Genomic DNA, 14,021 nt, shown 5'->3' on the forward strand with positions numbered 1-14,021 from the left:
ACACACCCCTCTACAGCGCCGGGACGAGAGGCGACACCGGCGCCTCGTCGGAGGACACCGGTCCGCGCCGCGCCAACCGGGCGATCAGCACCCAGTCGGCGACCGCCAGCGCGACGAACACGCCGGTGAACGCGACGAACGACACGAGCAACCGGTCACGGTCGACGTGCGACATCGCGTCCTGCGTGGTCAGCAGCCCCTGCACCAGCCACGGCTGCCGCCCGACCTCGCGGAACAGCCACCCGCCGATCGCCGCCACGAACGGCAGCGGGATGCCGAGCACCATCAGGTACAGCGGGAACCGCAGCCGCACCACCCAGTCGCGGAACAGCAGCGGCACCGTCGCCCAGCTCGCCAGCAGCAGCGCGAACCCGATCTGGATCATGAAGCCGAGGCCCGCGCCGTCGACCGCGCCGACCGTGTCGAACTTGTCCGGCTGGTACTCCCGGACGATCGGGAACTGCCCGAACCCGAACCCGACCAGCAGCGGCGTCGCCACCGCCGTGAGCACCACGCCCAGCCGCAGCGACCGGCGGAAGAAGTCCACCTCCGGGGTGCGCCGGAGGAAGTGGTAGGCGCTGACCCCGGTCAGGAACACGCCGCCGACGGTCAACGACGCGAAGCACACGTGCAGGAACGCCGTCCCGAACGTCGGGTTGGCCACCAGCGCGGAGAAGTCCACCAGCCGCAGCACGCCGTCGCGCAGCTCGTGCCCGGCCGGGTGCTGGAGGAACGCGTTCGCCATCATGATCCAGAACGCGGAGGCGAACGCGGTCAGCGCGACCAGCCAGATCAGCGCCAGGTGCACCCACTTGTTCACCCGGTCCCAGCCGAAGATCCACAGGCCGAGGAACGTGGACTCCAGGAAGAACGCCACCAGCGTCTCCAGCGCCAGCGGCGCGCCGAACACGTCGCCCGCGAACGTCGACAGCCCCGACCAGTTCAACCCGAACTGGAACTCCATGACGATGCCGGTCGCGATGCCGAGCGCGTAGTTCACCACGTAGAGCCGACCCCAGAAGCGCGTCATCCGGGCGTGCACGGGGTCGGCGGACAGCGTGGCCCGGGTCTGCATCACCGCCACCGACGTCACCAGTCCGAGCGTCAGCAGCACGAACAGGAAGTGGAACGACGTGGTGGTGGCGAACTGGAGCCGGGCCAGTCCGAGAGCATCCATGAGTAGGTACGTTATATGTAGGCAGACAACTCAACATCGGGGATGTCCCCGATTCCGCCGACCGGCCCTGATCCGTAGAGTGGCTACCCATGAAGTCCGACGCGTTGCGCGGGCACCTCGACGCGCTCCTGCTGGCCACGCTCGACGGCGGCCAGCTGCACGGCTACGCCATCATCGAGGCGCTGCAACGGCGCAGCGGCGGCGCGCTCGACCTGCCCACCGGCACCGTCTACCCGGCCCTGCGCCGGCTGGAGACCGCGGGCCTGGTCGCCAGCGAGTGGAGCACCGTCGGCGGCCGGCAGCGCCGCACCTACCGGCTCACGAAGGCGGGCCAGCGCGCGCTCGCCGCCGAACGCACCGCGTGGCGCGAGTTCACCACCGCCATCGAGGGCGTGCTGGGAGGTGGGCCGTGGCCGGCGCAGGCGTGATCGACGACTACGTGACCGCCCTCGACCAACGCCTGCGCGGCCCCGACCCGGTCAAGGGCGACCTGCTCGCCGAGGCCCGCGACAGCCTCCACGACGCCGCCGCCGCGCACCGCGACGGCGGGCTCGGCGAGGAGGCCGCCCAACGCCGCGCCGTCGCCGAGTTCGGCCCCGTCGCCACCATCGCCCGCGAGTACCAGGGCCTGCTCGCCCTGGCCCACGGCACGCGCACGCTGCGGTCGGTGACGCTCGTCCTCCCCCTCGCCTACGTGATGTGGGAGCTGAACCGCATGTTCTGGATCGGCGCGTGGACCGACTTCGCCGCCCCGCCGCCCGACTGGTACCTCGCCGTCGCCCGCTTCAACGACGCCTCGGCGTGGGTCGTGGCGGGCGTGGCGGTGCTCGCGCTGCTCGTCGGACGCCGGCTCGCCCGCACCACCGTCGGCACCGCCACGCTGGCCCGCCTCGCCGGGGTCGTCGCGGTCGGGTCGGTCGGCCTGTCCCTGCTCGGCAACGTGGCCATCCTCGCCGCCACCGCCTACCTGGACCCCCAGCGGCTGCTCCTGTCGCCGCCGGTGGCCGCCGCGACCGCGTTCTCGTTCGCCATCGCGCTGCGGCTCGCCGTCCTCGCCCGGCGCTGTGTGGTGTTCTCGTCGGTCTGACCCGCGGGGCATGTGTCACGATCGTCACGTGACCTCAGCGCTCTTCTACATCGTCATCATGGCGCTCGTGGCGGCGGTGGTGTTCCTGCTGGCCGCGCTGGTGTTCGGGCGCGGCGAGGAGCTGGCGCCGCTGCCGCCCGGCGCGTCGCCGACCCGCCTGCCGGCCGACGACGTGACCCCGCAGGACGTGCGTGACCTGAAGTTCCAGCAGGTCATGCGCGGTTACAAGATGACCGAGGTGGACTGGGCGCTGGACCGCCTGGCCGGCGAGGTCGAACGGCTGCGCGACCGGGTCGCCGAGCTGGAGGCCGAACCGGGCGTCGAACCCGCCACCGGGACGTCGGCGACCACCCCGGCCGACCGCGACGCCGCGACCGCGGCGCGGAACGGGGCCGGGACCGACCCGGAGGGCGAAGCCGCCCGCGCGAGCGCGGCGGACCGGGGGACCGGGGCCGACCGCGACACCGCGGCCGAGCGGGAAACCGAAGCCGGGCGGCCCGCCGCGGCGCACCCGGGCACGGACCGCGAACCGGACCGGGAACCCGAGCGTGACCCGGCTTGACCTGCGCGTCCAGGTCGAAGCGCCCGCCCGGACCACCTGGGCGGCGCTCACCGACTGGGCCAGGCAGGGCGAGTGGATGCTCGCCACCACCGTCCGCGTGACCGGCGGCGACGGCGCGAGCGTCGGCAGCGGGCTGACCGCGTTCACCGGCGTCGGCCGGCTCGGCTTCACCGACACCATGCGCATCACCGCGTGGGAACCACCCGCGCGGTGCGCCGTCGAGCACACCGGCCGCCTCGTCCGCGGCGCCGGCGAGTTCCGCGTCGTCCCGCGCGGCCCGGACCGCAGCGAGCTGGTCTGGTCCGAGGACATCGCCCTGCCGCTCAACCTGGCCTTCGCGCCGGGTGTGAGACTCTCGCTGCACCGCTTCGCCGCATTCGCCCGGAGGTACACCCCGTGACCGACGTCGTCCGCTGCCCGTGGGGCGACAGCACCCCCGACTACGTCGAGTACCACGACACCGAGTGGGGCGTCGAGCTGCACGGCGAGTCGGCCCTGTTCGAACGCATGGCGCTGGAGTCGTTCCAGTCCGGCCTGTCCTGGATCACCATCCTGCGCAAGCGCGAGAACTTCCGGGCCGCGTTCGCCGGGTTCGTGCCCGAGCGCGTCGCCGCCTTCGGACCCGACGACGTCGACCGGCTCCTCGCCGACGCGGGCATCGTCCGCAACCGCGCCAAGATCGACGCCACGATCAACAACGCCCGCGCCGTCGCCGAACTCGACGTGCCGCTGGACGACCTGCTCTGGTCGTTCGCGCCCGAGCACCACGAACGGCCCGCCACGATCGCCGACGTGCCCGCCGTCACCCCCGAGTCCAAGGCCATGGCCAAGGAGCTCAAGCGCCGCGGCTTCGCCTTCCTCGGCCCCACCACCTGCTACGCGCTGATGCAGGCCACCGGCATGGTCGACGACCACATCGCGGCCTGCTTCCGCGCCGCCGGGGCCGTCACCGGCCGGTGAACGTCGGCTTCCGCTTCGCCACGAACGCGGCCACCGCCTCCCGGTGGTCGGCCGTCGCCCCCGCCTCCGCCTGCGTGCGCGCCTCCACCTCCAACGCCGCCGCCAGCGCGCCGGAGAACGCCATCGCCTCCTTGATCTTCGCGTAGGCGGTGGTCGGCCCGGCGGCCAGCTTCCGGGCCAGCGCCTGCGCCGTCGACAGCACCTCGCCGTCCGGCACCACCTGACCCACCAGGCCGATCCGCAACGCCTCCCGCGCGTCCACCGGCTGCGCCAGCAGCATCATCTCCATCGCCCGCCCGTGCCCGATCAGCCTCGGCAGCGTCCACGACGCGCCCGAGTCCGCGGTCAACCCCACGTTCGCGAACGCCATCAGGAACTTCGCGCCCTCCCCGGCCACCCGCAGGTCGCTCGCGAACGCCAACGACGCCCCCGCGCCCGCCGCCATGCCGTTCACCGCCGCGATCACCGGCTTCGGCATCCCCACGATCGCCTTGACCAGCGGGTTGTAGTGCTTCTCCACCGTCTCCAGCGGCGCCGGGTCGCCCGCCTCCAACAACGCCACGTGCTCCTTGAGGTCCTGACCGGCGCAGAACGCCTTCCCCGCGCCGGTCACCACCACCGCCCGCACGGCGTCGTCGCCGGCCGCCTCCACCACCGCCTCCAGGAACCGCTCCTTCAACGCCACCGTGAACGAGTTGAACGACTCGGGCCGGTTCAGCGTGAACGTGCGGACGCCGTCGGCGTCGTCGATGAGGAGTTCGGACACGGGTGGACCTCCGGTCAGTGGTGGGCGAGGCAATCGTCGACGAACTTGGCCGCCGCGGGCGCGAGGCGGTTGGTGTGCCGGTCGAAGAACGCGGCCGCGTCCGCGCCCGGCCAGTCGGCCGGCAGCAGCTCCCGCGGCAGGCCCGGGTCGCGGAACAGGAACTTGCGCCAGGCGTGCAGGAACCGCTGCGACGCCGCGAACGCCGCCGCCGGGGACGTACCGTCCACACCGGACATCACCGGCTCCCACTCCGCCACGAACCGCGCGTAGTCGCGGCCCAGCGTCGCCAGGTCCCACGCCCGGCCCGCCAGCTCCGCCGGGTCGCCCTCGTGGCCGCCGAGGAACGTGCTGCCCGCCACACCCTCGGCCGCCAGCACGTCCGCCAGCTCCGGCGACGGGCGCGGCGCGACCCACGTCACCGGCCCCAACGCGCCGTAACCGAGCAGTTGCAGCGACGACGCCACCCGCTCCCGCGCCTCCCGCGCGGGCAGCTCCTCCAGCACCACCACGTGCCACCGACCGTCCCACGTGGACGGCCGGGTGCGGTAGATGCGGGCCGCCGCCTCGTCCAGCCGGCGTTCCGCGCGGGGTGTCATCGCGTACCCCGGGCCGCCCGGCAGGCGCACCGGCTCCAACCAGCCCTGCCGCACCGTGCGCGACACCGCCGTGCGCACCGCGGGCGCGGCGAAGTCCAGCGGCTCCAGCAACCGGACGAGCGCGGCGATGGTCGCCGCGCCACCCCGCTCGCGGAGGTGGCCGCCGTAGACGTCGAAGAGCGCGGAACGGGCTCGCACGAGGTCCGAGTGTGTCAGGGCCACCCCGCGACACGCCACAGAGCGGTGACGGGTCACGACCAGGTGACGGTCGGCGGCGTGCCGCGGAAGTCGTTGGGAGGCGGCGATCCTGGCCCTGATCTGCGGCTCGGTGATGATCGCCGGCAGGTCGCCGGCCGGCCGGAAAGATCGGTTCGGTTTCGCTGCCGAGTCCGCATAGGGGAGAATGGGCGGAGTATCCGGCCCTGGTCGGACGGGGAAGATGTTGACGGAGGGAGCACGCGATGGCGGCCATGAAGCCCCGGACCGGCGACGGTCCCCTCGAGGTGACCAAGGAGGGGCGCGGCATCGTGATGCGCGTTCCGCTCGAGGGTGGTGGGCGCCTCGTCGTCGAGATGTCGGCGGATGAGGCCAACGCCCTGGGCGACGCCCTCAAGGCAGCCGCCGGCTGACCGGCCGGAGAGAGAAAGCGTCGAAGCCCCGGTTTCCACTGTGGAACCGGGGCATCGCTACGTCGCGCCGCGGCCCCCACCTGCGGCTTGTCCACCCGGCGTGATCGACCACGCCCGTCCCCCGGAGGTCCCCGTGCGAGCACCCCTGCCCACCCCGCTGGTCACCGTCGAGGTGGCCGACACCCTCCGCCGGGGTGTGCCCGCGGTGCTCGTCGCGTCCGGCGGGGACGAGGCGCGGCTCGGGCCGGGCGCGGAGCGGGTCGTGGACGCCGACGACGTGAGCGGCCGGGCCGGCGCGACGTCCCGGCAGGGGCGGGACCGGGTCGTCGGGGTCGGCGACGGCGCCCCCGGCGACTGGCGCAAGGCCGGCGCGGCCCTGGTGCGGGCGCTGGACGCGGACGCCGCGAAGGGCGCGACCACCTACGACGTGCTGCTGCCCGACGACGTGGCGGGCGAGGCCGTGGCGGCGTTCACGCTCGGTGTCGCCCTGGGCGGGTACCGGTTCAAGGTCACCGGGGAGGAACCGCCCAAGCGGGTGAAGTCCCTGCGCCTGGTGACCGCCGCCCCGGGGGTGGCGGACGTCGTGCGCAAGGCGACCACGCTGGCGGCGGCCACCTCGCTGAGCCGGGACCTGGCCAACACCCCGTCGAACGTCAAGGACCCGGCCTGGCTGGCCGCCGCCGCCGTGAAGGCCGCCAAGGCCGTGCCCGGCCTGCGGGTCGAGGTGCGGGACGAGAAGTGGCTCGCCGAGCAGCGGTTCGGCGGCGTGCTCGCCGTGGGCGGCGGCTCGGCCCGGCCGCCGCGGTTCATCGAGCTGACCTGGCCCGGGACCGGGGACGGCGGCCCGCACCTCGTGCTGGTCGGCAAGGGCATCACGTTCGACACCGGCGGCATCTCCGTCAAGCCGGCGGACGGCATGCACCTGATGCGCACGGACATGTCCGGCGGCGCGGCGGTGATCGCCGCCCTGATCGGCGTGGCCCGGCAGAGCCTGCCCGTCCGGGTGACCGGCCTGGTGCCGGCCGCGGAGAACCACGTGTCCGGGTCGGCGTACCGACCGGGTGACGTCATCACCCACTACGGGGGGACGACGACCGAGGTGACGAACACCGACGCCGAGGGCCGCCTGGTGCTGGCCGACGCCCTGGCCTACGCGGTCCGCAACCTCCGGCCGGACGTGCTGGTGGACGTGGCCACGCTGACCGGGGCGATGAAGGTCACGCTCGGCCTGCGCACCGGGGGCCTGTTCGCGACCGACGACGACCTCGCCGCGCGGGTGGCGGAGGCGGGGGCGCGGGTCGGCGAGTCGTGGTGGCGGATGCCGCTGTTGGCGGACCTGGTCGAGGACGTGCGGAGCGACATCGCGGACGTCCGCCAGTGCCCGCCGGGGCCGGGCGGCATCACGGCGGCGCTGTTCCTGCGCGAGTTCGTGGGCGACGTGCCCTGGGCGCACCTGGACATCGCGGGCCCGGCGCGCGCGGACAAGGTGTACGACGAGGTCGTCGCGGGCGCCACCGGCTTCGCCGCGCGGACCCTGATCGAACTGGCGGAGACCTACGCCACCACCCCGACCAACACGATCGGGTGATCATGTCCCGAAAATGTACGGAAACACCGTTACCGTACCTCGGTTGAATCGAGGAACCGCAACCGCCCCCGACCACCCCTCCCGACCAGTGCCCCACCCACCCCCTGACCACCCCGACCCCGCCCCGTCCAACGCCGGCCGCCGGCCACCCGGATCGGCGATCCCGGACCAGCCACCCGGATCACGGCGAGCCCGGACCTGCCAGCCGGGACCTGCGAGCCCGGAGCAGCCGGCCCGGAGCAGCGAGCGGAGACCGGCGAGCCCGGACCAGCCAGCCCGGACCGGCGAGCGGAGACGGGCCGGCCCGGACCGGATGGCCCGGATCAGCCGGCCTGGACCGCCGGGCCCGGACCGCGACCCGGCCGAACCGCCCACCGCCGCCGGCTGGGCCGTGGCACGAACCGGTGGCCGCCCGCCGATGGCGCACCGCCGGCCAGGCCGAGCGCAGCCGGACGTGCCGGCCCCGGATCGGCCAGGCCGAGCGCGGCGGGCCGGACCGGCGGGATCGGACCCGGCCCGGGCCGGGTGCCTGATCGGCCCGGACGTCGCCGCGGGCGCGCGGCCGGCGAGGCGCGAGGCGGGCGTGGCCGGGGGTCAGGCGGTGAGGGCGTGGTCGCGGAAGGCTCGGACGGCGGGTGGGAGGGGGACGTCGGCGGGCCAGGCGAGGGCGATCTCGCGCGACGCGCGCGGGGTCAGGGGGATTTCCGGGAGGCCGGAGGGGGAGTCGGCGTGCGGCAGCAGGGCGACGCCCAGGCCGGCCGCCACGAGACCGCGGACGGTCTCGGTTTCCTGGCCCTCGAAGGCCAGGGTGGGGGTGAAGCCGGCCGCCCGGCACAGGTCGTCGGTGATCTGCCGCAGGCCGTAGCCCGGTTCGAGCCCCACGAACTCCTCGGCCGCCAGCTCCGCGACCGCGACCGCCGCGCGGGCCGCCAGGCGGTGGCCGGGCGGCACGACGAGGACCAGCTCCTCCTCGCGCACGACGGCGTGGGCGAACGCCGGGTCGGTCGGCGGCGGGGAGACGAGGGCCAGGTCGACAACGCCGTCCGCCAGGTGGGTGAGGATGTCCTGCCGCGAACTCTGCACCAGCCGGAAGCGCACGGACGGGTGGGCGTCGCGGAAGGCGCTGACCAGGGTCGGGACGACCGAGCGGCCCAGCAGGTGGAGGAAGCCCAGGGCGACGACGCCCCGTTCGGGTGACACCTCTTCGGTGGCGGCGCGGTGGCCCGCTTCCAGCGCGGTCAGGGCGCGGTCGGCGGCTTCGCACAGCAGGCGGCCTGCCCTGGTCAGGCGCACCCGTCTCCCCGATCGTATGACGACCGGCGCGCCGAGTGACGTGCCCAGCGCGGTCAGCCAGCGGCTCACGGTCGGTTGCGGGACGCCGGCGGCTTCGGCGGCGTGGGTGACGTGCTCGTCGGCGGCCAGGGCGCGCAGGACGGCCAACCGCGGCACCAATTCATCCATCACGGTATCGATTCTCGCAAACCGGCGTATTGGACGCATGGATTAGCGTCGAAGACGTGCCCAGTCGCCTCACCACGTCCGTCGCCGCGACGGGTGTGGCCACGTTCGCCCTGCTCTACGCACCGCAGTCGGTCCTGCCCGACATCGCCGCCCGGTTCCACCTCACCCCGGCCCAGGCGTCACTCACCGTGAGCGCCGCCACCGGCGCGCTCGCCCTCGCGGTCATCCCGATGGCCGCCCTCGCCGACCGCGTCGGCCGACGCCGGGTCATCGCCTGGTCCGTCCTCACCGCCGCCGCCCTCGGCCTGCTCCTCCCGCTCGCCCCGACCTACGAGGCGCTCCTCGCCGCCCGCGCGCTCCAGGGCGTCGCCACCGCGGGCGTCCCGGCCACCGCCATGGCGTTCCTCGCCGCGGAAGCCGGCCGGCGCCACGTCGGCGCGGCCATCGGCGCGCTGGTCGCGGGCAACAGCGCGGGCGGCATGCTGGGCCGCCTCATCACCGGCCTCACCACCGACGGCACGTCGTGGCGCACCGCCCTCGCCCTCGCCGGCGCGTTCGGCGCGGTCTGCGCCGTCACCGCCGCCCTCCTGCTCCCGAAGGGCCACCCGGCCGCACGCCGCCCGAGCGCGCTCAAGGACGCCCTCACCGACCGCGTCCTGCTCTGCCAGTACGCGATCGCGGTCCTGGCGGTGGCGGCGTTCATCTCCGTCTTCAACGTCATCGGCTTCCGCCTCACCGCCGACCTCGGCCTGGCCACGGGCGTCGCCACCCTCGTCTACCTGGCCTACGCGGCGGGCGGTGGCGCGTCCGCCGCGGCGGGCCGGTTCGCCGACCGCCACGGCCGGGCCCGCGCCACCCTCGCCGGCCTGGCGGTGGCCGCCGCGGGCGCCGCGCTCACGCTGCCCGACCACGTCGCCGCGATCGCCGTCGGCCTCACCCTCTTCACCGGCGGCTTCTTCGCCGCGCACGCGGTGGCGAGCGGGTGGGTCGGCGCTCGCGCCCCCGAGCACGTGCGCGGCCAGGCGTCGGGCGTCTACCTGTTCGCCTTCTACGTCGGCAGCAGCACGGGCGGCACGGCGGGCAGCGCCGCCTACCAGGCCGGCGGCTGGCCGGGCCTGACCGCGCTGGTCACCGCGTGGCTGGGGTTGGCGGCCTGCGCCGCCGTCGCGGCGCACCGGGTTCAGAAGTCCAACGGCACCTCCGCCGCCGCGCCGCCGGTCACCGCGACCTCGCCCAGCTGAGGCACGGTGACCCGCCCGGCCGCAACCGACAGCGCCACCGACCGCACGTCCTCGGGCACCTCGAACACGACCGCCGTCGGGAACACCTCCCCGCCGTACCGCGCGCCGACCTGCCGCGCCGGCTGCCCGCCCGGCACCGTCAGCGTCACCAGCCCCGCCGTCCGCCCCGCGCCCAGCGCCGCCGGCAGCCCGTGCCCGACCAGCCGCAGCTCCACCAGCGCCAGCCCCGGGCCGGCCGTGGCCAGCTCGTACTGCCCGCCGTCGGACACCGGCCGCTGCCGGCCCAGCCGCGCCCGCACCACCTCCAGCGACCCGGCCGCCGCGCCCACCGACACCGGCGTCGACACCGAGATCGCCTCCGGCCCCGGCGCCCGCCGCAGCACCGCCGGCGCCTCGCCGACGACCTGCCCGGACGGCACGTGGACCCGCTGCTGGAGCGACTTCGCCCCGACCGTGTCGAGCACCAGCGCCTCCGGCCCGCCGCCGGCCGGCACGGTGTAGACGATCAACGCCGACCCGTCGTCCGGCAACCGGTCGGCGGGCAGCCGGTGCCGCCGCCCCGGCACGTCCAACGACAGCTCCGGCGCCTGCGGCACCCACCCCCGCCACGGCGTCTGCCCGAACGCCGAGTCCACCTCGCCGTGCCGCGTCACCCGCACCCGCAGCACCCGTAACGCCACCCCGTGCTCGGCGCGCAGGTCGCCCTCCGCCGTCGGCCACACCGACGGCGACGCGTAGCCCGTGACGCGCACCTCCAACTGGTCGTCGCGCACCATCGCGGACGCCGGGTCGAGCGCCTGCCCGTCGTCGGGCAGCACGGCCAGGAAGTCCGGCCCGGCCTCGCCGACGCCCTGGTCGGCCTCGGTCTCCCGCCCGTCGGTGCGCACCAGCTTCCCCACCGGCGTGCTGCGGGAGCCCTGCGCGGGCACCTGCGGCGGCTGCACCTCCAGCCGGATCCCGGACGAGTCGCGCTCGACCTCCTTCATCGGCACCGGCACCCAGTCCGTGGCCGCCGCCGTGCCGGGCACCTGCACGGGGCCGCACCACAGCCGCGTGTCGACCTCGAACGCCTCCCCGGTGCGGGCGAACCAGCAGCTCACCTCCGACTTCCCGGTCCGCGCCACGTACCCGAACGACAGCGTGTAGCTCAGCTCCGCCTCGGCCCGCGCCTGCAGGCCCGGCGCGTCGAGCACCGGCTGCCCCTTCATGGTCAACCTGACCTGCTCCGCGCTGAACGCCGACGGGGCGCAGCCGCCGGCCACCAGCGCGAGCAGGAGCACCAGCCACCGCATGGTCCGCCCCCAGTAGTCGCCCCTACTGGTTAAAAGGCGGTCGCCACCCCGGGGAGTTGCACCCCGTCGGAGTGGCGACCGTCACACCGCGGTGTCAGTCGGTCACCGGACGCCGGCCAGCGCCGCTTCGTACACGGCCACGGTCTGCTCGGCGACCGTCGCCCAGGAGAACTCCTCCACGGCCCGCTGCCGCCCGGCCTCGCCGAACGCCGCCGCCCGCGCCGGGTCGCCCAGCACCTCGTTGACCGCGTCGGCCAGCGCCACCCGGTACGCCTCGACGTCCTTCTCGTCGTAGTGCACGAGCAGCCCGGTGCGCCCGTGGTCCACGACCTCGGGGATGCCGCCCACGTCGGAGGCCACCACGGCGGTGCCGCACGCCATCGCCTCCAGGTTCACGATGCCCAGCGGCTCGTACACCGACGGGCACACGAACACGGTCGAGCGGCTGAGGATCTGCCGCACCTCGGCGGGCTGGAGCATCTGTCGGATCCAGAACACCCCGGGCCGGGCGGCGGCCAGCTCGGCCACCGCCAGGCGCGTCTCCTCGGCGATCTCCGGCGTGTCCGGCGCGCCCGCGCACAGCACGACCTGGGCGTCCGGCGAGATCCGGTGCGCGGCGGCGACGAGGTGCCCGACGCCCTTCTGCCGCGTGATCCGGCCCACGAACGTCACGATCGGCCGCGTCGGGTCGATCCCGTGGCGGACCAGCGCGTCGGTCTCGGTCACCGGGTGGTAGGCCGCCGTGTCGATGCCGTTGCGCACCACGTGCACCCGGGCGGGGTCCAGCGCGGGGTAGCAGTCCAGCACGTCGGCCCGCATGCCCTCGCTGACCGCGATCACCGCGTCCGCCGCCTCGTACGCGGTGCGCTCCACCCAGGACGAGACGCGGTAGCCGCCGCCGAGCTGCTCGGCCTTCCACGGCCGGCGCGGCTCCAGCGAGTGCGCGGTCACCACGTGCGGGATGCCGTGCAGCAGTTTGGCCAGGTGACCGGCCATGTTGGCGTACCAGGTGTGGGAGTGCGCGAGCTGCGCGTCACCCAGCGCGGCGGCCATCTCGAGGTCCACCGACAGCGTGGCCAGCGCGGCGTTCGCCTGCTCCAGCCCGTGCGCCGGGTTGTGCGCCCTGGCGTCCGCGCGCGGCCCGCCGAAGGCGTGCACGTCCACGTCGACCAGTTCGCGCAACCTCGGCACCAGGAAACCGACGTGCACCCCAGCGCCGCCGTAGACCTCCGGCGGGTACTCCCGTGTGAGCAGTCCAATTCGCACGGGGGCCACCGTAACCCCCTTGCCGGGGACGGCCGGGTGAACGTGAGGAGTTTGCGTTACTTCGCCGTTGGTGGGCCGGTGCCCACCCCGTTAGGGTCGTTGTCGTGAAAGGGCAACCGCACGTTCTGGGAATTGTCCTCGCCGGTGGCGAGGGGAAACGGTTGTGGCCGTTGACCGCCGACCGGGCAAAGCCGGCGGTGCCCTTCGGCGGTAACTACCGGCTGGTGGACTTCGTCCTGTCCAACCTGGTGAACGCGGGTTTCGTCAAGCTCTGCGTGCTCACCCAGTACAAATCCCATTCCCTGGACCGGCACATCTCCACCACCTGGAGGCTGTCCAATGTGCTCGGCCAGTACGTCACACCGGTGCCGGCCCAGCAGCGGCTGGGCCCTCGCTGGTACACCGGCAGCGCCGACGCCATCTTCCAGTCGTTGAACCTCGTCAACGACGAGAAGCCGGAGCACGTGATCATCTTCGGCGCGGACCACGTCTACCGGATGGACCCCGGCCAGATGGTGGAGCAGCACGTGGAGACCGGGGCGGGCGTGACCGTCGCGGGCATCCGGGTGCCGCGCGCCGAGGCCAAGGCGTTCGGCTGCATCGACTCCGACGAGACCGGGCTCATCACCCGCTTCCTGGAGAAGCCGTCGGAGCCGCCGCACGTGCCGGACGACCCCGAGGTCACGTTCGCGTCGATGGGCAACTACGTGTTCACCACGGAGGCGCTCATCGAGGCGTTGCGCGCGGACGCCGCCAACCCCGACTCCGACCACGACATGGGCGGCGACATCATCCCGATGCTCGTCGACCAGGGGCAGGCGCACGTCTACGACTTCGCGGACAACAAGGTGCCGGGCGAGACCGACCGGGACCGGGGCTACTGGCGCGACGTGGGCACCATCGACGCCTACTACGAGGCCCACATGGACCTCGTGTCGGTGCGGCCGGTGTTCAACCTCTACAACCAGGCGTGGCCGATCCGGACGGCGACGCCGCCGCTGCCGCCGGCGAAGTTCATCGCCGGGGGCAGCGCCGAGGACTCGATGGTGGGGCCGGGGTCGATCATCTCCGGCACCGTCCACGGGTCGGTGATCAGCTCGGACGTGGTGGTGGAGTCCGGGTCGGTGGTGCAGGGCAGCGTGCTGCTGCCGGGCGTGCGGATCGGGCGCGGGGCGGTGGTGCGGCGGGCGATCCTGGACAAGAACGTCGTGGTGCCCGACGGCGCGCTGATCGGCGTGGACCCGGCGACGGACCGGCAGCGCTACACCGTGTCCACCGGCGGGGTCACGGTGCTCGGGAAGGGCGTCACGGCGTACTGAGCCGCGAGGTCGGGGACCTCCTCCCGGGGGTCCCCGACCGGCGTCCGCCCCGAACCCCACCCGGCTGGGCACACCGC

Annotated in this window: 14 protein-coding genes and 1 pseudogene; 9 read left to right on the forward strand and 6 right to left on the reverse strand. The window is 74.4% G+C overall.

The window, feature by feature from the left end; genetic code table 11:
• Positions 1–10: 10 nt before the first annotated feature.
• The gene (locus ACWEFJ_RS13015) at positions 11–1,177 is read right to left on the reverse strand and encodes a cytochrome ubiquinol oxidase subunit I (protein ID WP_449713866.1); all 1,167 of its coding nucleotides are present in this window, start codon (positions 1,175–1,177) and stop codon (positions 11–13) included.
• 89 nt (positions 1,178–1,266) lie between these two features.
• On the opposite strand from ACWEFJ_RS13015, the gene ACWEFJ_RS13020 reads away from it, so the two are divergent.
• The 5 genes and pseudogenes from ACWEFJ_RS13020 (at position 1,267) to ACWEFJ_RS13040 (ending at position 3,786) form a co-directional block, all read left to right on the forward strand.
• On the forward strand, positions 1,267–1,605 hold the full coding sequence (locus ACWEFJ_RS13020; protein WP_201438570.1) for a PadR family transcriptional regulator: 339 nt from the start codon (positions 1,267–1,269) through the stop codon (positions 1,603–1,605).
• Positions 1,587–2,264, forward strand: coding sequence for a permease prefix domain 1-containing protein (locus ACWEFJ_RS13025; RefSeq protein ID WP_378093161.1), 678 nt, complete (start codon positions 1,587–1,589; stop codon positions 2,262–2,264). Before ACWEFJ_RS13020 ends, ACWEFJ_RS13025 begins: the two co-directional genes overlap by 19 nt.
• Before the next feature lie 28 nt (positions 2,265–2,292).
• Positions 2,293–2,577 (forward strand): annotated as a pseudogene (locus ACWEFJ_RS13030) (DivIVA domain-containing protein); the annotation flags it as partial.
• Between the two features lie 235 nt (positions 2,578–2,812).
• The gene (locus ACWEFJ_RS13035) at positions 2,813–3,226 is read left to right on the forward strand and encodes an SRPBCC family protein (RefSeq protein WP_378093159.1); all 414 of its coding nucleotides are present in this window, start codon (positions 2,813–2,815) and stop codon (positions 3,224–3,226) included.
• On the forward strand, positions 3,223–3,786 hold the full coding sequence (locus ACWEFJ_RS13040; RefSeq protein WP_449713867.1) for a DNA-3-methyladenine glycosylase I: 564 nt from the start codon (positions 3,223–3,225) through the stop codon (positions 3,784–3,786). The genes ACWEFJ_RS13035 and ACWEFJ_RS13040 overlap by 4 nt, the downstream gene beginning before the upstream one ends.
• On the opposite strand, the gene ACWEFJ_RS13045 is transcribed toward ACWEFJ_RS13040, so the two are convergent.
• Positions 3,773–4,552 (reverse strand): enoyl-CoA hydratase-related protein, encoded by a 780-nt coding sequence (locus ACWEFJ_RS13045; RefSeq protein WP_378093155.1) that lies wholly within the window; start codon positions 4,550–4,552, stop codon positions 3,773–3,775. The two genes, ACWEFJ_RS13040 and ACWEFJ_RS13045, sit on opposite strands and share 14 nt — an antisense overlap.
• A 14-nt stretch (positions 4,553–4,566) precedes the next feature.
• A complete protein-coding gene (locus ACWEFJ_RS13050) occupies positions 4,567–5,346 on the reverse strand; it encodes a PaaX family transcriptional regulator (protein WP_378093153.1) in 780 nt (259 codons plus the stop codon).
• A 263-nt stretch (positions 5,347–5,609) separates the two neighbouring features.
• Here ACWEFJ_RS13050 and ACWEFJ_RS13055 point away from each other — a divergent pair, with 263 nt between their 5' ends.
• Positions 5,610–5,777, forward strand: a complete 168-nt coding sequence (locus tag ACWEFJ_RS13055) for a DUF3117 domain-containing protein (protein WP_012783412.1) — start codon at positions 5,610–5,612, stop codon at positions 5,775–5,777.
• A gap of 133 nt (positions 5,778–5,910) precedes the next feature.
• Positions 5,911–7,365, forward strand: coding sequence for a leucyl aminopeptidase family protein (locus ACWEFJ_RS13060; protein ID WP_449713868.1), 1,455 nt, complete (start codon positions 5,911–5,913; stop codon positions 7,363–7,365).
• A gap of 594 nt (positions 7,366–7,959) precedes the next feature.
• Here ACWEFJ_RS13060 and ACWEFJ_RS13065 read toward each other — a convergent pair.
• Positions 7,960–8,826, reverse strand: coding sequence for a LysR family transcriptional regulator (locus ACWEFJ_RS13065; protein ID WP_449713924.1), 867 nt, complete (start codon positions 8,824–8,826; stop codon positions 7,960–7,962).
• Between the two features lie 56 nt (positions 8,827–8,882).
• Here ACWEFJ_RS13065 and ACWEFJ_RS13070 point away from each other — a divergent pair, with 56 nt between their 5' ends.
• On the forward strand, positions 8,883–10,067 hold the full coding sequence (locus tag ACWEFJ_RS13070) for an MFS transporter (RefSeq protein WP_449713869.1): 1,185 nt from the start codon (positions 8,883–8,885) through the stop codon (positions 10,065–10,067).
• Here the strand turns inward: ACWEFJ_RS13070 and ACWEFJ_RS13075 are convergent.
• Together ACWEFJ_RS13075 and glgA are read right to left on the reverse strand one after the other, a co-directional pair.
• Positions 10,007–11,359, reverse strand: a complete 1,353-nt coding sequence (locus tag ACWEFJ_RS13075; RefSeq protein ID WP_449713870.1) for a hypothetical protein — start codon at positions 11,357–11,359, stop codon at positions 10,007–10,009. The two genes, ACWEFJ_RS13070 and ACWEFJ_RS13075, sit on opposite strands and share 61 nt — an antisense overlap.
• Positions 11,360–11,461: 102 nt before the next feature.
• Positions 11,462–12,625, reverse strand: coding sequence for a glycogen synthase (gene glgA / locus ACWEFJ_RS13080; RefSeq protein ID WP_449713871.1), 1,164 nt, complete (start codon positions 12,623–12,625; stop codon positions 11,462–11,464).
• A 104-nt stretch (positions 12,626–12,729) separates the two neighbouring features.
• Here glgA and glgC point away from each other — a divergent pair, with 104 nt between their 5' ends.
• On the forward strand, positions 12,730–13,944 hold the full coding sequence (glgC, locus tag ACWEFJ_RS13085; RefSeq protein WP_378093141.1) for a glucose-1-phosphate adenylyltransferase: 1,215 nt from the start codon (positions 12,730–12,732) through the stop codon (positions 13,942–13,944).
• Positions 13,945–14,021 lie beyond the last annotated feature (77 nt).

The sequence above is a fragment of the Actinosynnema sp. NPDC004786 genome, from assembly GCF_053601135.1.